The organism is Sphaerochaeta sp. UBA5849 (assembly GCA_002432715.1).
Taxonomy (GTDB): Bacteria; Spirochaetota; Spirochaetia; order Sphaerochaetales; family Sphaerochaetaceae; genus Sphaerochaeta.
Window position 1 is genome coordinate 1 of record DJGJ01000065.1, and the last position, 16,771, is coordinate 16,771.

General features: G+C 50.9%; 17 protein-coding genes and 1 tRNA gene. 14 read left to right on the top strand and 4 right to left on the bottom strand.

Annotation, left to right across the window (positions count from 1 at the left end):
- Window positions 1-104 precede the first annotated feature (104 nt).
- Together B3K89_RS11060 and B3K89_RS11065 are read left to right on the top strand one after the other, a co-directional pair.
- Window positions 105-374, top strand: a complete 270-nt coding sequence (locus tag B3K89_RS11060; protein ID WP_345907406.1) for an AbrB/MazE/SpoVT family DNA-binding domain-containing protein — start codon at window positions 105-107, stop codon at window positions 372-374.
- A gap of 128 nt (window positions 375-502) precedes the next feature.
- Complete coding sequence (locus B3K89_RS11065; protein WP_345907407.1) at window positions 503-778, top strand: hypothetical protein; 276 nt, start codon at window positions 503-505, stop codon at window positions 776-778.
- Between the two features lie 961 nt (window positions 779-1,739).
- On the opposite strand, the gene B3K89_RS11070 is transcribed toward B3K89_RS11065, so the two are convergent.
- Window positions 1,740-2,306 carry a hypothetical protein gene (locus B3K89_RS11070; RefSeq protein WP_345907408.1) on the bottom strand — a complete coding sequence of 189 codons (567 nt, stop codon included), beginning with the start codon at window positions 2,304-2,306 and terminating at the stop codon, window positions 1,740-1,742.
- A 538-nt stretch (window positions 2,307-2,844) separates the two neighbouring features.
- Between B3K89_RS11070 and B3K89_RS11075 the strand changes: the two genes are divergently transcribed.
- From B3K89_RS11075 to B3K89_RS11095, 5 genes are all read left to right on the top strand, one after another.
- Window positions 2,845-4,008, top strand: coding sequence for an ABC transporter substrate-binding protein (locus B3K89_RS11075; protein ID WP_345907409.1), 1,164 nt, complete (start codon window positions 2,845-2,847; stop codon window positions 4,006-4,008).
- Window positions 4,009-4,139: 131 nt separating this feature from the next.
- Window positions 4,140-5,021 carry a branched-chain amino acid ABC transporter permease gene (locus tag B3K89_RS11080; RefSeq protein WP_345907410.1) on the top strand — a complete coding sequence of 294 codons (882 nt, stop codon included), beginning with the start codon at window positions 4,140-4,142 and terminating at the stop codon, window positions 5,019-5,021.
- A complete protein-coding gene (locus B3K89_RS11085) occupies window positions 5,018-6,151 on the top strand; it encodes a branched-chain amino acid ABC transporter permease (protein WP_345907411.1) in 1,134 nt (377 codons plus the stop codon). Before B3K89_RS11080 ends, B3K89_RS11085 begins: the two co-directional genes overlap by 4 nt.
- Window positions 6,144-6,983 (top strand): ABC transporter ATP-binding protein, encoded by an 840-nt coding sequence (locus tag B3K89_RS11090; RefSeq protein ID WP_345907412.1) that lies wholly within the window; start codon window positions 6,144-6,146, stop codon window positions 6,981-6,983. Before B3K89_RS11085 ends, B3K89_RS11090 begins: the two co-directional genes overlap by 8 nt.
- Window positions 6,980-7,693, top strand: coding sequence for an ABC transporter ATP-binding protein (locus B3K89_RS11095; RefSeq protein WP_345907413.1), 714 nt, complete (start codon window positions 6,980-6,982; stop codon window positions 7,691-7,693). The genes B3K89_RS11090 and B3K89_RS11095 overlap by 4 nt, the downstream gene beginning before the upstream one ends.
- 127 nt (window positions 7,694-7,820) lie before the next feature.
- On the opposite strand, the gene B3K89_RS11100 is transcribed toward B3K89_RS11095, so the two are convergent.
- Entirely contained in the window at window positions 7,821-9,029 is a 1,209-nt protein-coding gene (locus tag B3K89_RS11100; protein WP_345907414.1) for an ROK family transcriptional regulator, read from the bottom strand.
- Between the two features lie 160 nt (window positions 9,030-9,189).
- Between B3K89_RS11100 and B3K89_RS11105 the strand changes: the two genes are divergently transcribed.
- From B3K89_RS11105 to B3K89_RS11135, 7 genes are all read left to right on the top strand, one after another.
- Window positions 9,190-10,080 (top strand): sugar ABC transporter permease, encoded by an 891-nt coding sequence (locus tag B3K89_RS11105; protein WP_345907415.1) that lies wholly within the window; start codon window positions 9,190-9,192, stop codon window positions 10,078-10,080.
- Window positions 10,081-10,091: 11 nt separating this feature from the next.
- Window positions 10,092-10,925, top strand: coding sequence for a carbohydrate ABC transporter permease (locus B3K89_RS11110; RefSeq protein ID WP_293893517.1), 834 nt, complete (start codon window positions 10,092-10,094; stop codon window positions 10,923-10,925).
- A 50-nt stretch (window positions 10,926-10,975) separates the two neighbouring features.
- Window positions 10,976-12,232, top strand: a complete 1,257-nt coding sequence (locus B3K89_RS11115; protein ID WP_293893514.1) for an ABC transporter substrate-binding protein — start codon at window positions 10,976-10,978, stop codon at window positions 12,230-12,232.
- Window positions 12,233-12,293: 61 nt separating this feature from the next.
- A complete protein-coding gene (locus B3K89_RS11120; RefSeq protein ID WP_293893511.1) occupies window positions 12,294-13,547 on the top strand; it encodes a Gfo/Idh/MocA family protein in 1,254 nt (417 codons plus the stop codon).
- A gap of 12 nt (window positions 13,548-13,559) precedes the next feature.
- Window positions 13,560-14,549 carry a Gfo/Idh/MocA family oxidoreductase gene (locus B3K89_RS11125; RefSeq protein ID WP_345907416.1) on the top strand — a complete coding sequence of 330 codons (990 nt, stop codon included), beginning with the start codon at window positions 13,560-13,562 and terminating at the stop codon, window positions 14,547-14,549.
- The gene (locus B3K89_RS11130) at window positions 14,546-15,538 is read left to right on the top strand and encodes a Gfo/Idh/MocA family protein (protein ID WP_293893505.1); all 993 of its coding nucleotides are present in this window, start codon (window positions 14,546-14,548) and stop codon (window positions 15,536-15,538) included. Before B3K89_RS11125 ends, B3K89_RS11130 begins: the two co-directional genes overlap by 4 nt.
- 112 nt (window positions 15,539-15,650) lie before the next feature.
- The gene (locus tag B3K89_RS11135; RefSeq protein WP_345907417.1) at window positions 15,651-15,875 is read left to right on the top strand and encodes a BrnA antitoxin family protein; all 225 of its coding nucleotides are present in this window, start codon (window positions 15,651-15,653) and stop codon (window positions 15,873-15,875) included.
- Between the two features lie 21 nt (window positions 15,876-15,896).
- Here B3K89_RS11135 and B3K89_RS11140 read toward each other — a convergent pair whose 3' ends face one another.
- Both B3K89_RS11140 and B3K89_RS11145 read right to left on the bottom strand, forming a co-directional pair.
- Window positions 15,897-16,259 (bottom strand): helix-turn-helix domain-containing protein, encoded by a 363-nt coding sequence (locus B3K89_RS11140; RefSeq protein ID WP_293893502.1) that lies wholly within the window; start codon window positions 16,257-16,259, stop codon window positions 15,897-15,899.
- A 403-nt stretch (window positions 16,260-16,662) separates the two neighbouring features.
- A tRNA-Cys gene (locus tag B3K89_RS11145) sits at window positions 16,663-16,734 on the bottom strand.
- Window positions 16,735-16,771 lie beyond the last annotated feature (37 nt).

The window sequence follows — 16,771 nt, forward strand, 5'->3', positions numbered from 1 at the left end:
GGGAATGGAATTACTGCATATCACCATCAGAGACATTTGCATAGTTTATTTTTGCACGATTCCTTAGATTAAAAGTAGGGAATTCCCTACTTTGGAGGAGAAACATGGCACAACAGTTCGTTGACAATGCAAAAGTGATGGCCAAAGGTCAGGTGACCATCCCCAAGGACGTCAGGGCTGCCTTGGGTGTCGGAACCGGGGACCGTGTGACCTTTTTGGTGGATGGAAGTAGTGTGCGGATTATCAATTCAGCGCTCTACGCCATGGAGATGCTGCAGAACCAGATGGCTGGTGAGGCACAAAAGTCAGGCTTGAAGGATGATGAGGATGTGATAGCTCTTGTCAAAAGCTTACGCTCCGAGGATACTGAGTGAGAGTTCTTATCGACACAAACGTTTTGATTTCAGCTGCGCTGTTTCCCCACAGCACGCCTGCCCAGGCTTTCTGGAAAGCCAATACCTATCCATACCAGGCAGTGATTTGAGAGCAGAACCTAGACGAGATGAAGCGCATTTTCACGAAAAAGTTTCCTGACAAGCTACCGGCTTTAGAGTCGTTCATCTCGAACTCTCTTCTTTCAATTGAGATAGTGGATACTCCCGAAATTCCTGTGGAAGAAGAAAGTCTGATGCGCGACATGATGGACAGACCGATACTGCGTAGTGCGGTAGTTTCAGATGTGGATATCATTTTGACAGGGGATAAAGACTTCCTTGAGTCTGGAATTGATCACCCTCGGATGATGACTCCATCGGATTTTTGTTCATCTGTCTTTTAGGGAGTGATTTCTTTATCTGTACTATTTTAAGGTTTGAGATTTTCTCGAACGTGAGGGCGACTATTCTCCATCTGCGTAAATAGTAAAGGACTTACAACCGTGCCACGGATTATCCCGGGGCATTCCCTTCTGAACAGCAAACCAAACAACAGCTTGCTTCTTGGGCTAAAAAACCAAAGGCTGACCATTTCTGATCAGCCTTGTGGTTTTATTGGAACTTGTACCTGGAACCCTGTTTCTCAAAACCCTTGATTCAAACCGCTATCTTGCGATTCCTGAGGAACTTTTGGAATCCGTACCTGGTACCGATGGTTACCCTGTTTCTCAAAACCCTTGATTCAGACCGCCATCTTGCGATTCCTGTGGATTTTGTGGAGATTGTACCTGGTACCGATGGTTTTAATCTTGGAGAAATTTGAGAATATCCAAATCATCACAGCAAGAGAATTCTGCGAAAGATTTCTTGTTTGATAGTTTCCAGCTATTGAGCACATTCAAAGGCTGACCATTTCTGATCAGCCTTGTGGTTTTATTGGATGTTGTACCTGGAACCCTGTTTCTCAAAACCCTTGATTCAAACCGCCATCTTGCGATTCCTGTGGATTTTGTGGAGATTGTACCTGGTACCGATGGTTCATCAGCCTTGTGGAATTATTGGAAGCTGTACCCGGTACCCTGATTCTCAAAAACCTTGATTCAAACCGTCATCTTGCGGTTCCTGTGGAAACTTTGGAATCCGTGCCTGCGCCCCGGATTATTCCGGGGCATTCCCTTCTGAACTGCAAATCAAACAACAGCCTGGCTCTTGGGCCTAAAAACACCAAAGGCTGACCATTTCTGATCAGCCTTGTGGAATTATTGGAAGCTGTACCCGGTACCCTGTTTCTCAAAACCCTTCATCCAGACCGCCATCTTGCGATTCCTGTGGATTTTGTGGAGATTGTACCTGGTACCGATGGTTTTATTGTGCAGTCAGCTTGAAGGTAACGGTTGCTGAATAAAGACCAGCAGGATAATTAGCAGCAGACCCTGCAACTCCACTGATTTGAATCTTTCGATGGTCAGTAAAAAGTGAAGTACCGCTGGTTGCTTCGAAAAGTACCACGTCTGCTGTGGTATCACCAGTCGCATTGAGCTTAATAAGGCTCTTAGTTGTATCACCACTTACATCGCCAGCAAGTACATCAATTTGATAAGGGATGATATATGCATTATTAGCAGCGTTCGCCAAATATGTACCATTCATTGAAACAGTAACGCCGTTAGCATTATTAGTCTTGTAATGGATATAGCCAACATCAACAGCAGCAGTACTAAAAGCAACCGTATGGGTTATCATACTTGCTTCTGATACGATTGGATCTACAGTACTCAATGTAGGAAAACTATAGGTGGAACCTGTGGTAATTGCAATCCTATTTACTTCATCAATGGTCGTTTGAAGATTCAAGGTTGCATTAGCCTCCTCCGCCCACACCCCAACCATTCCGATTACCAGGACCAACAAGATAGCGATTGTCTTTTTCATTTTCTTCCTTTCCTTTAGGGGCTTCCTTTCAAGCTCCTGTGCAAGTTATGTTTTTTCTGCTCTTTCCCTGAGCACACTTGTATAATAGGAACAAAAGAGACTTATGTCAATACTAAAAAGATAAAAGTGATAAATTTTTGAAATATTTTTAAAATATTTTCTAAAATGTTTATATATAAGTAATTGCAAATAATATCTTGTACACCTACTTGTGACAACACGTTGTACATAAGAGGAACCTGGCAAAATATATGAGGGGAGAACAATTCCTATTAGACTGATATTACATTGCAAAACAAGCGACATACGTTAGAAGTAGAGCAGAAGATGAAACAGTGTTGCTTGCACTATTGGTGTATGTTTATTCACTTATGCTCCAGAAAAGTACCGATGGAACCGCAAGTTTATTCAAAATGTGTAAAAAATGGAGAAACTTTTTTAAAGTTACAGAAATATTTACGTATATACACACTTTTTGCTTGTGCAGATTCGACAGAGAACGCAATAATAATTCATCTATATATGGAGGGCTCTTGTTATGAAGAAACTAACTGTGTGCTTGTTGGTTCTGTTGCTAGCCTCTTCCGTACTCTTTGCTGCCGGTGGGGCAGAGCAGAAGAGCGGGGCAAAAGAAATTGTGATCGGAGTATTCGAACCCCTCACTGGTGAAAACGGCGGCGGCGGATACCAGGAAGTCCTGGGCATGCGCTATGCCAACAAAGTCTATCCCACCGTAAAGATCAACGGTGAGACCTACAACGTCAGACTCGTTGAAGCTGACAACAAGTCAGACAAGACAGAAGCAGTCACCGCAGCCCAAAGCCTGATCTCCAGCGGCGCTTCCGTCATTCTCGGCTCCTATGGTTCCGGTGTATCGATTGCAGCCGGCGACATCTTCCTTGACAACAAGGTACCCGCCATCGGCGCATCCTGCACGAACCCCCAGGTAACCCTCGGTAACGACTATTACTATCGCGTATGTTTCCTCGACCCCTTCCAGGGCACCGTCATGGCCAACTATGCTTGGCAGGAAGGCGCCAAGAAGGCTGCAGTCATCACCCAGCTTGGGGATGACTACTCCTCCGGCCTCGGGAACTTCTTCCTCCGCGCCTTCAAGGAGCTGGGTGGCAGCATCGTCAGCGAACAGCAGTTCCAGACCAACACCACCGACTTCAAGTCGATTTTGACCAACATCAAGGCAGCAAACCCTGACGTAATCTTCGCCCCGTCCTCGATCGCCACCGCACCGCTTATCATCAAGCAGGCACGCGAGCTGGGTATTACGGCCAAGATCATGGCCGGCGACACCTGGGAGAACTCTTCTATTATAGAGAACGCAGGCGCGAGCGCTGAAGGTGTCGTTCTCTCCACATTCTTCGACGATGCAGACCCTGCAACCGCTGAAGCAGCAAAGTTCATCGAAGGCTTCAAGAAGTACTTGGTTGAGAACAAGCAGCCGGAGATCATCCCTGCAGTCTCCGCACTCGGCTACGACGCCTACATCACAGCCCTGAAGGCCATCGAGCTGGCAAACTCCTCCAAGGGTCCCGCAATTCGCGACGCCCTGGCCAAGGTTGACGTTGAAGGCGTAACCGGACGCATCGTATTCAACGAAAATGGTGATGCCAACAAAGACATGGCATTCATCAAGGTTGTTGAAGGCGGCCAGTTCAAGTTCCTCAAGACTGTCAGCGTTATCTAAGCTTCATCGCTTGGCTGGGACGGATTGTCCCAGCCAACCCTCTTTTTTTTGCAGTTTGAGTTTCCGTTTCTCTTTGTTATTGGCAGCTAATTTGCCTATGTTTAGCTTGACTCAGGTATGGAGAATTACTGATGAGTATGACAACAATCCTGCAGCACTGCCTGACAGGAATATCTCTGGGAGGAGCGTATGCCTTGATAGCCATCGGCTATACGCTGGTCTACGGCATCCTCCGGCTGATCAACTTCGCCCATGGCGATATCTTCATGATGGCAGGTTACTTCATGATCTTCTCGCTTGCCAGCTTCCCCTGGCCGGTAGCCATAGTCATCACCCTGCTGGTGACGACCGTGCTGGGAATCGTCATCGAACGGATGGCGTACAAGCCGCTGCGCAGCAGTCCGCGCATGTCGATCATGATCAGCGCCATCGGCGTCTCCTATCTCTTGCAGAACCTCTCGACGTATCTCTTCACCGCCATTCCCCGCGGGTATCCGGAGATTCCCATTCTCAAGAGAATCTTCCAAATGGGAGAGCTTTCAGCCTCCTTCGTCACCATCCTTACCCCGGTGCTCACCATCATCCTGGTCTTCATCCTGATGGTACTGGTCAACAGGACCAAAACCGGTATGGCCATGCGGGCGGTGAGCAAGGACTTTGAAACCGCCAAACTGATGGGCATCAACATCAACAGGGTCATCTCGGTGACCTTCGCCATCGGCTCCTTCCTCGCCGGTGTCGGCTCCATTCTCTACTTCACCGACCGCATGTCGGTCACGCCGTTCTCCGGAACGCTCCCCGGCCTCAAGTGCTTCGTAGCCGCTGTGTTCGGTGGAATCGGGAACATCCCCGGTGCCGTAGTAGGAGGCTTCTTCATCGGCATCGTCGAAACCCTGCTCGTAGCCCTGGGCTACTCAACCTTCTCCGACGCCTTCACCTTCTTCCTCTTGATCGTGATGCTACTCGTACGACCGACCGGACTCTTCGGCGAAAAAACGGTGGAGAAAGTATGATCAAGATCAAACGAAACAACATCTATACCATAGTCACCCTGGCACTGCTGCTGGTCTTCCTCTACTGGCTCAACGCCAACAGATTGCAGAACGGCATGCTAGTCTCGGTCCTGCAGAAAGGAGTCATCCTCGCCCTGGTGGCAGTCTCGATGAACCTGCTCAACGGCTTTACCGGGCTGTTCAGCCTCGGACAAGCAGGCTTCATGTCCATCGGAGCCTATACCACCGCCATCCTGCTCATTCCTGTGCAGAACCTCGACGGTGTCTACTATATGAACGGTGTACATCCGGCGATACGGGCCTTCAAAACGATGGTTGCCTCATCGCCTGAATTCATCCAAATCATATTCCCTTTCATCGCCCTGCTTTTGGGAGGCCTGTTGGCAGCCTTTGCCGCCGCCTTGGTCGGCATCGCCGTCCTGAGGCTGAAGAGCGACTACCTGGCCATCGCAACGCTGGGCTTGTCGGAGATCGTCCGTGCAATCTTCTCCTCGCCGCAGTTCGACCAGATCACCAACGGCTCCTACGGCCTGAACAAGATCCCCAACTTCCCCCCGATGCTCTGGGGAGCCATTCCCTCGCTCATCACGCCGTTCATTGTTGTGACCTTCTGCATCATTTTCATCATGATGCTCATCAAGAGCTCCTATGGAAGAGCCTTCAAGGCTATCAGGGAGGATGAGATTGCAGCCGAAGCAATGGGAATAAACCTGTTCAAGCACAAGGAGATGAGCTTTGTGATCAGCTCATTCTTCTCTGCTGTCGCCGGCGGATTATTGGCCATGTACATGCGCTCCATCGAGGCGAAGACCTTCTCCATTACGCTGACATACGACATTCTCTTGATCGTCGTCATCGGAGGAATCGGGAGTGTCACCGGCTCGGTGCTCAGCGCCTTCCTGGTAACCGCTGCAAAAGAGTGGTGGCTGCGCTTCTTCGACCAGCCGCTTACCATAGGAACCTTCGAGGTGCCGCTCTTCCGCACCGGCTTCAGGATGGTCATATTCTCCATCCTCTTGATGATCGTCGTACTTATCTACCGCCGAGGTCTGATGGGAACCAATGAGTTCAGCTGGGATCGGATCATCAATCGATTCAAGAAGAGAGAGAAGGAGGCCGCTCATGAGTGACATCCTTTTGAAGACCGAACACATAACCATGCAGTTCGGCGGCGTGGTCGCCGTCGATGACTTGAACATCGAAATCCAGAAGGACAGGATTACCGCCCTCATCGGCCCGAACGGGGCCGGCAAGACCACAGCTTTCAACGTTATTACCGGCGGCTACCAGCCCTCCAACGGCCGTGTGACCTTTGACGGTCTGGTCATCGTTGAGAACTATCCCCGCTCGAAGATGAAGAAAATCTACAACGGGACCAATAAGACACCCTTTGAGAAGCAGGTGGTCAACACTCCGGACAAGATCACCCGCCTGGGCATGGCCCGTACCTTCCAGAACATTCGTCTCTTCAAGGACCTCACCGTCTTTGAGAATGTCCTGATCGCCAAGCACTGCCATATCAAGGCAGGGCTCTTCTCCTCCACCTTCCGCCTCAACCGCGAGGAGGAGCTGAAAATGTACCAGGACACCGAGGCGCTGCTTGAGCGGGTAGGGTTGCTTGGCAGCCGAAACGAGAAGTCTTCCTCCCTGCCGTACGGCAAGCAGCGCAGGCTCGAGATCGCCCGCGCCTTGGCCACAGGGCCCAAGTTGCTGTTGCTCGACGAACCGGCTGCAGGCATGAACCCAAAAGAAACCGAGGAGCTTTCGCTGTTTATCAAGAAGATCAAGGATTCGTTCAAGCTGACCGTCTTCTTGATCGAACACCATATGAACCTGGTCATGGATATCTCGGACACCATCTATGTCCTTGACTATGGCAAGACCATAGCCCAGGGAACTCCTGCAGAGGTGCAGAACGATCCTGCCGTCATCAGGGCATACTTGGGGGTGGATGAAGCATGAGTGTATTGGAAATACAGGACTTGAAAGTCTGTTACGGTGGTATCGTGGCCCTCAACGGCATCTCCTTCTCCGTTGATGAAGGAAAGATTGTCACCCTCATCGGAGCAAACGGCGCCGGTAAATCAACGACGCTTCGTTCCATCATGGGCCTGGTTCCAATCACCAGCGGGACCATCACCTACAACGGGGTGAAGCTCAACGGCATGGATACCCGCAAGATTGTGGAATTAGGCTTGGTGTTGGTTCCCGAAGGCCGCAGGGTCTTTGCGAACCTCTCCACGCTGGAGAACCTGAAGATCGGTGGATACCTGCAGGACAAGAGCCATGAGCAGCAGAGCCTCGAACGGGTCTATGAACTCTTTCCCCGCCTCAAGGAACGTCACTGGCAGCTGGCAGGAACACTTTCTGGCGGCGAGCAGCAGATGCTGGCCGTCGGGAGGGCCCTGATGGCCAACCCCAAGATGATCATGATGGATGAGCCGTCCCTCGGTCTTGCCCCGCTTGTGGTGAAGGACATCTTCTCCATCATCAAGAGAATCAACGAGGCCGGCGTGACCGTCCTGCTCATCGAGCAGAACGCCAACGTCGCCCTCAGAACCGCCCATACCGGGTATGTCATGGTGACAGGGAACATCACCCTCACAGGATCTGGCAAGGAGCTCTTGGAGAACGAGGAGATCAAGTTCGCCTACTTGGGTAAGTCCAAGTAACGAAGATCTTCAATCCATGAGTAACTCAGACAAGGAGGGGGAGACCCCTCCTTGGTGTGTGAAGAGGGAACTTAGTGATGACCGGTATCTCTGATACGGTCAACTTGAGAGCAGATAATTACTTTTTTTACTCCTCGTTCACAAACGCCCCATTGTGGATAAGGGTGCTGATGCACAGCATCGCAGATCCTATGACGCCGATGCTGTCGCCGAACTTGGTGACGTTCACATCAAAGTCGCTCTTGATCCAAGGAGTTGCCTCGGTGATGATGGCGCGTCTGATGGAGTCGACATACTGTAAGCCGAACTCACACAGGTTGCCGCCGAGCACCACCGCCTTCGGGTCGTAGAATACCACCAGGCTGCCTACCATGGATCCGATGGTGTGGGCGCTTTCATCCACCATCTGGATGATCTGGCTGTCACGGCGTCGGATGGCCTCCTTGAGATCGGAGAGCTGCAGATACCCTTTCTCTTCTACCACCTTCTGCAGGAACGGATTCTGCTTGGTGTGAGCCAACAGCTCGGCCCGCTTGAGCAATGCACTGCCTCCGGCGATGGCTTCAAGGCATCCGACCTTGCCGCACTTGCACTGCTGCGTGTTGCCGTCGACCCTCATGTGCCCGATATTGCCGCTCATACCACTGTTGCCACGATAAATCGAGCCTTGCACGATCATGCCCGCCCCGATACCGGCACCCAGCTTGATGAACAGGATGTCCTTGCCCCGGTACTGCTCGGACAAGAATGCTTCCCCGAAGGCCATGGTGTTCACTTCGTTGTCCACGAAGACCGGACATGCGTAGAGCTTTTCCAGTTTCGGTCCAACCGGATAGTGATGCCAGCCGGGCATGAAAGCAGGGTGTACCGCATACCCTCCGGCAAAATCGACCGGGGAGGGTAGTCCCACCCCGATGCCGAGGATGGCGGTCTCCCGCTCCTTGAGGCTTTCCTGCAGTGCTTTGATGGTTTGGGAGATCTGCTTGAGAATTGCATCGGGGCCGTCGACATAGTCGATGGTGATGCATTGTTCTTTCAGTAAGTTGCCCATGATATCACAGGCTCCAACAGCACAGCAGTCGGCATCCAGTTCGATACCGATGAACAGGCCGCGGTTCTGGTTGATGACCAGACTCTTGCGCTTGTCTTGGCCTTCGAGGGGTTGTTCCAAGAGAATCCCGTCTTCGAGCAGCTTGTCCACATTGGCGGTGATGGTGCTGCGCGAAAACCCGCTGAGCCTGCTGAGCTCGGCTCGGGTGATGGTTTTTTCATTCCACACAAGTTGGATGATGGTGTGGATGGCTAGGTTGGAACAGCAGTCGGTGATTCGTTTCATAGGCTCAGCATACTGCAAAACGGCTGGAGTTGGTAGATAGAATGACATATAGGATACAAATAATGTTCGACAATCGAACAAAAAAGTTTGACAAATGAAAAATACTCCCTTATGCTGAAGCTGTACCAGACTTGAAACGACCCTTTTGAAGGAGCCGAACATGCAACTGCAACGAAAGCACAAGGATTGGATATGGGCCTATCTCTTCATAGCCCCCACTGTGTTGGGCCTGTATATCTTCTTCCTCTATCCCATGGTGAGTTCAGTCTTCATCTCCTTCACCAAATGGAATCATCTGAGTGCTCCCCAATACATAGGACTTTCAAACTACAAGCGGCTCTTTCAGGATCCAACCATCTGGCTCGAATTCAAGAACACCATGTTCTTCGTGCTGGCATCAGTACCTTTGACCGTCGGCATTTCGCTCTTTCTTGCCAATGCCCTGAATAAGAAACAACTCATGGGAAAGGGAGTATTCCGAACGATTTTCTTCCTTCCTTATGTCATACTGCCGGTTATTACAGCCCAGATTTTCATGATCGTCTTCAACTCCCGCTACGGTCTGGTAAACGGTCTGCTCAGGATTATGAACCTCCCGCAACCGGCTTGGTTCAGCAATGCCTTGCTGACCCGGTTCGTCATAGTCCTGGTGACGTTGTGGGCGAGCATCGGGTACTTTACCGTCATTCTTCTTGCAGGCCTTCAGAATATTTCACCTCAGTACTATGAAGCTTGCGACATCGACGGTGGCTCGTGGTGGGTGAAATTTCTGCACATCACCTTCCCTCTGGTTACCCCGCAACTGTTCTTCTGCCTTGTGCTCGCGATCATCAACAGCTTCAAGATGTTCGACTACATCTTTGTATTCGGCAAGAGCAATGTGATCGTCAGGGAGAACATCCGTACCATGGCCTTCGGCATCTACGAACGGGGGTTCACCTATCTGGAAATGGGGTATGCGTCAGCAGAGGCAATTATTTTCTCCCTGATTGTACTTTCCGTAACCATTTTGCAGAACGTCGGTCAGAAGCACTGGGTGCACTACAGCTGAGGAGGCAAGCCATGAGAAAATTGAATAAAACATGGGGAATCAGCATTGGCTTCTTCGTCCTTGCCGTATTCGCCCTCATCACCTTGGTGCCGTTCTTCTGGATAGTCGTCTCCTCCTTCAAGACCTATCGTGAGACGGTGCAGATTCCCGTGGTTTTTTTCCCGGCAAGCTTCACCAATCTGGACAACTACAAAGAGCTGTTCGGCAGGCTGAACTTTCTCTCGTATTACAAGAACAACATCATCAACACCATCGGCATCACCTTCCCCCAGCTGTTTCTCTCCTCGCTTGCAGCCTATGCATTCGCCCGTATCGACTTTCCCTTCAAGAATGTGATTTTCGTATCCCTGCTGCTGGCCCTGATGATCCCCATCCAGATGATTCTCATGCCCCGCTACAAGCTTATTCTCGACCTGGGGCTCTTCGACTCCTATCTGGGCATCATCATCCCCAGCATTCCCAGCGTGACAACGACCTTCTACATGCGCCAGCAGATCATGAGCCTGCCGCGGTCGCTGGATGAGTCCGCCTACCTCGATGGGGCGGGGCATTTCAGGATTTTTTGGTCCATTCTGCTGCCGCTCTGCCATAGTGCATTGCTCGCAACCGGTATCATGTGCCTGGTCTTCAGCTGGAACGACTTCCTTTGGCCGTTGGTGGTGATCAATTCGACAGAGAAGTACACCCTGTCCATCGCTGTCGCCAACCTGCAAGGTCAGCACCTGACCAGGGACAACCTGCTGCTTACTGCAGCGGTGGTGGTATCGCTGCCGATGGTTGCGGTGTTCATCATCAGCCAACGGTATTTCATCGAAGGCATCGCCTTGTCGGGAATCAAGGAATAACCGCATTCATATCCAGAATATGCTGGATTGAAATACAACAGGAGGAATCTATGAAAAAGGATCTGAGAACCGTCTTGGTGGCTATGCTGCTCATCGCCTTGTCATTGAACAGTTTGTTTGCGGCCGGAGGAGCCGAAGCAAAACCGCAGGAAACGAAAACGATCAACTTCTGGTACTGGGACCAGAATGGTGAGGAAGTCTACAAGAAAATGATTGCAGAGTTTGAGGCCCAGAATGCAGGAATCAAGGTAAACATGTCGATCATTCCCTGGTCCGACTACTGGACCAAGCTGCAGATGGCACTGCCAACCGGAACCGGACCCGATGTATTCTGGCTCAACCATCCCAATGCCGTGTCCTATCTTCCTACCGGTTTGATCATGAACCTCGAGCCCTACAAGGACCAAATCAAGTTTGAGAACTTCAACTCCATCTACTCTGAGCCGTTCATGCATGAAGGCAGCCGCTATGGTGTACCCATCTTCTTCGACTCGGTCATTTTGTACTACAACAAAGCCATGTTCGACAAAGCCGGTCTTGCCTATCCCGACGACAGCTGGACCTGGGACGATTATCTCAACGCCAGTGCCAAGCTGACCATCAAGGACAAGGGCACCACCATCCAGTACGGCACCATCGCCGACCCCGACATGCAAAGCGGAGCTTCCAACTTCATCCTGCAGAATGGTGGAACACTGTTCAGCGAAGACCGCATGAAGCTTGTGATCGACACTCCCGAGGGAAGGGAAGCAGCCCAGTTCCTGCTCGACCTGATCTACAAGTACGGCTATTCACCGACGGTCAGCGAGATGCGTGAGATCACCAAGGCCACCATGTTCCAGTCAGGCATGGTTGCCATGATCACCAACCACACCGGCATCCTCAAGCAGTTTGCAGAGATTCTGGGTCCGGATCTGGGCATTGCCCCGATGCCCAAGCAGAAGCAGCGTGCCAGCATCTACCACAACCTCGGCTATGTGGCCTCGGCGAAGACCAAGCATCCTGAGGAAGTTATGAAGTTCATGTCCTACCTTGCCAGCGAACGGCATGCAACTTTGCTTTCCAGTGTTTGGGCACCATGCTACAATGGCGGAGCAGAACTTTTCTTCAAGGAGTACAGCTGGCTTGACACCAAGGCTATTGTGGATACCGTCAACTACGGCTATCCGCTTCCAATCTCCGGCAAGAATGCTGGGCCCGTGTACACCTTGTTGAACAACGAGATGGACAAGGTGTTCATGCAGCCGCAGCTGGGAAACGGCCTTGCAGAGATTGAGAAAGTCATCAACGCAGAAATCAACAAATAACCATGCTATCATCAGGTTGCGCCCCGAACGGGGTGCAACCACATAATCCAGGAGGGAACCAATGGAGCCGATTCGTGTAGCACTGCTTGGGGCAGGAAGTAGGGGAACTCATGTATATGCCGCCTATGCAAAAGCACATCCCCAGGAGATGAGAATTGTTGCGGTCGCAGAACCCGATGATGTCAAACGACAGCACATCGTTGAGGAGCATGCTGTAAAGACTGCCTATGCAGTAAAGGATTGGCATGACTTGTTTGTCGTCAAGCAGGACTTCGATGCGGTGGTCATCGCCACTCAGGATACCATGCATCGCGATGCAATCCTGGCAGCCATTGAGAAGCAGTACCATATACTCTGTGAAAAGCCCATCGTCACCACCCTTGAGGACAGCAAAACCATTGCCCGGGCCTCCCAAAACTTCTCCAAAGTATTCGTCATCTCCCATGTGCTTCGTTACTCCCCCTTCTTCACCCGCGTCAAGAAGTTGATCGCCCAGGGTGAGCTGGGAAGACTCATCGGCATCGAGCTGGATGAGTGTGTAGGCCACATTCACATGTCCCACAGCTTTGTCAGGGGGCACTGGAACAACAGCAACACCTCGGCTCCCATGATTCTTGCCAAGAGCTGCCATGACATGGATATCCTGCTCTACCTGGCCGGCGCCGATTGCACCTCGCTCAGCTCCTACGGCGACCTGTACCATTTCAGGCAAGAGAATGCGCCGGAGGGCGCCCCGCTTCGGTGCACCGACAACTGCCCGCACTATGAAGCATGCCCGTATGCAGCACAAAAGATTTACCTTGGAAAAAACACCGCATGGCCGGTGGATGTCATAACCACCGATCTCTCGGTTGAAGGCAGGCTCAAAGCCTTGCAACAAGGTCCGTGGGGCCGTTGTGTCTACCACTGCGACAACAATGTCGTCGACCACCAGACGGTGAATGCACAGTTCGCCAACGGCGTCATCGCCACCTTCACCATGAGCGGCTTTACGATGACCACCCATCGGGGCCTGAGGCTGATGGGCACCCAGGCCGAGTTGGTCGGAGACATGGAGAAGGGGATCATTACGATTAACTATTTCTCATCGCGGGACAAGAAAACCATCGAGATAGAGACCTCCCCAGAGGGGCACAGCGGCAGTGATGAGCTGTTCGTAGCCGATTTTGTCCGCCAGGTGCGGGCGAACAACACCAACGGAGAAACCAGTGTCGCTTCCTCCTTGCAGAGTCACTCCATGGCTTTTGCTGCCGAGGCTTCGCGTCTTGAGAATGGAAAATGCATGCAAGTCGCCGATTTCGGCAAGCAGGAATAAGGAGCTCAGAGCATGATACGAATTGCATTGGTGGGCTGCGGTACGATGGGGGAAACCCATGCCCATGCCTACACTTCGCTTGAGGATGCCAAGGTGGTTGCAGTCTGTGACATCAGGAGCCACCATGCCGAAGCCTTGGCATCACTCTTGGGTTGTGAAGCCTTCACCTCCTATGAAGAGATGAAAAAGAAGGCCGACTATGATGTATTGGATATCTGCCTGCCCACCTATCTTCACAGCCGGTATGCCATCGATGCCATGAAGAGCGGCAAGCACGTCTTCTGCGAGAAGCCCATAGCCCTCACCCTTGAGGATGCCAACCGCATGGTTGAAACAGCCGAAGAGAACAAGGTTACCTTCTCCGTCGGCCATGTGTTGCGCTTCTTCCCCCAATATCAGACGGCGGCCGATCAGATCAAGGCCGGCCGAATAGGAACACCTGCACTATTGAGGACTACACGCAATCAGGCATTCCCCGGTTGGAGCTGGGAGAACTGGTATCAGGACTTGGAAAAGAGCGGCGGGCCTGAAGTCGATTTAGCGATTCATGACTATGACTGGCTTCTCTGCAACTTTGGTCCGGTGAAGCGCGTCTATGCAAAGAACCTGGGGCCGAAGCATCCAGAGCAGATGCACACTCTGGCCATCCTGCGCTTTGCAAGCGGGGCAATGGCTCATGTTGAAGCAAGCTGGGCATTGCCCAAGGGCATCGAGTTCCGCACCACCTTTGAATTGGTGGGGACCGACGGCCAACTGTGCTATGACTCCACTCGTGATTGTCCACTCAAGACGCAGCTGGGCAGTGATGAGGAGGTTTCGCTGTTCTATGACAACCCGCTCAGCGAGGAGATGAATCCATACCGTGCAGAGCTTGCAGCCTTTCTGCATGCTGTAGAGCACAAGACGGAGCCGGTTGTCACAGCCGCCGAAGCCATCGCTGCACTGCACATTGCATTGGCGGCCAAAGAGTCGGCCAGAAGCGGGAAGGTGGTACGTCTATGAAAGAATCAAGAATCGGAGTTGTCAGCTTTGAGCACATGCATGCACTGAGCTACACCCAACAGCTGTTGAAATACCCTGAAGTTGTGCTTGTCGGCATCGCAGATGAGGATGAAAAACGCGGTAAGGAGATGGCTGCCAAATTCCAGACAACCTACTATCGGTCCTATGAAGCTTTGCTTGATGAGCAGCTGGACGGGGTGATCATCTGCACCAACAACCGTGACCACGCCAAGGTCAGCATAGCCGCTGCGAAGAAAGGCCTCCACATTCTGGTTGAAAAGCCGTTTGCAACGACAATTGCTGATGCGAAGGCCATGCTTGCTGCTGCAAGGGAGGCTGGTGTTCAAATAATGAACGCCTTTCCGATGCGTTTCAACCCCAATGTAATAGCCGCCAAGAAGAAGATTGATGCCGGTCTGATAGGGGAGGTGCTTACCATCACCTCGATCAATCACGGTAAGATTCCCGGGCTTTGGTTCATCGACCCGTCCCTGTCCGGCGGTGGTGCGGTTATGGACCATACGGTGCACTTGGGGGACTTGATCCGCTGGTTCACCGGCTCTGAAATCAAGAGTGTCTTCTGCGAAAGCGGCGAGCTCTTGCACCATAAGGGCATTGATGACACCGGCTTGGTGATGATCGAACTGGACAACGGGGTGTTTGCCACCATCGATTGCTCATGGGCCCACCATACCAACTATCCCATCTGGGCCCAGGTCGATATGCAGATCATCGGGACGAAGGGCGTGATCGAGCTCAAAGCTTTCGCCCAGGTGCTGCATCTGGACGATCAGGCCAACCAATGCTTCGAGGATATCAGTTGGAATGAGGGGGGTGATGAGGGCCTGATCAAGGAGTTTGTCCAGGTGTGTGCAACAGGAAAAACGCCCTTGGTGACCGGCCTCGACGGGCTCAGGGCACTGGAAATCGCTCTTGCCTCCTATGAGTCGAGCAGGACCAATGAAGCAGTAAGCCTTACGCAGGATTGAGAAACAGGCTGTTTGAAACACCGCTTTGGCGATCGCCAAAGCGGTGTTCTTTGGCGTAACATTGAAATGGTTCACAGAAATATGACGAAATATCAGGGATATAGGCCGACTCATGAGACGTGAATATGATTTTTCAAAGGGGACCAAGAATCCTTATGTTTCCAAATTGCCGAAACAACAAGTAACCATTTGGTTGGATTCAGAAACCATTCTTTATTACAAGCAAATGGCACAGAGAACCGGAATTCCTTATCAGACAATTATCAATCTCTATCTTACAGATTGTATGAAGAAGAGTAGGATGTTGGAATTTTCGTTCCCTGAACCATCAAAATGATGAGCAAGGCTGGTCAATCACCTATAGAAACCTAGTAGGGGAGATGAGGAAAATCTCTGCAAGTTGCTTCGCTTTTGCCTTGCTGATTGCTTTTCTTCCATTCTCCAAATCGCATACGTATTGCTTGGCAACACCCAGCGTATCAGCGAGCTGCTTCTGCGTCATATTTGCAAGTCTTCTGTGGAAACGCAGAGTTTTTCCAGGACTCATTTCTGCATCCATCTCTTTAAACCAAGGCATTTCAGCTACGCTCATATACTGGTCATCATCCTCGATATAAAGATCAGAGCCATAATGCTTCTTCAATAACACAACAATATCCTCCGGGATATCACCCTTCATTCGGATATCAATCATAGGGAGCTTTTTCACGACTGCCAACATAGTATACCTCCACAATATACGATCCTTTTTCAGCGTACCAACACGCTACCCAACTCCATCCTAAATGACAATGGAATTTGGTGCCTGACGAATTCAGAGTACTGAAATTCCTGTATTCTCTTCGATATGGACCTTTTTCCTGCATATCAAGAATCAATTCGTGGAGTGTGAGTCTTGCATTCATTGGCATTTCCCGTATCACTCTTTGAAATTTCTTCTTCATTATGACTTCAAAGCACATCCTTAATAATACCATAAAAAAGAGTACTAAGTAAACAAATATAGTATATCTTTACAAATTGTTCATTGCCCAAAGACGCTAAAGAGAATCTTCTCTATGTGCTGGAAAGATTGTTTTTAAGATAAATGCAAAAGAGCCGCTGAAGTTCAGCGGCTCTCAAAGAGGTGCCAATCGGATTCGAACCGATGCATCAAGGTTTTGCAGACCTTTCCCTTACCGCTTGGGTATGGCACCATGCGTTAGGCAATGTTGACCATACCAGTTTTCTTTT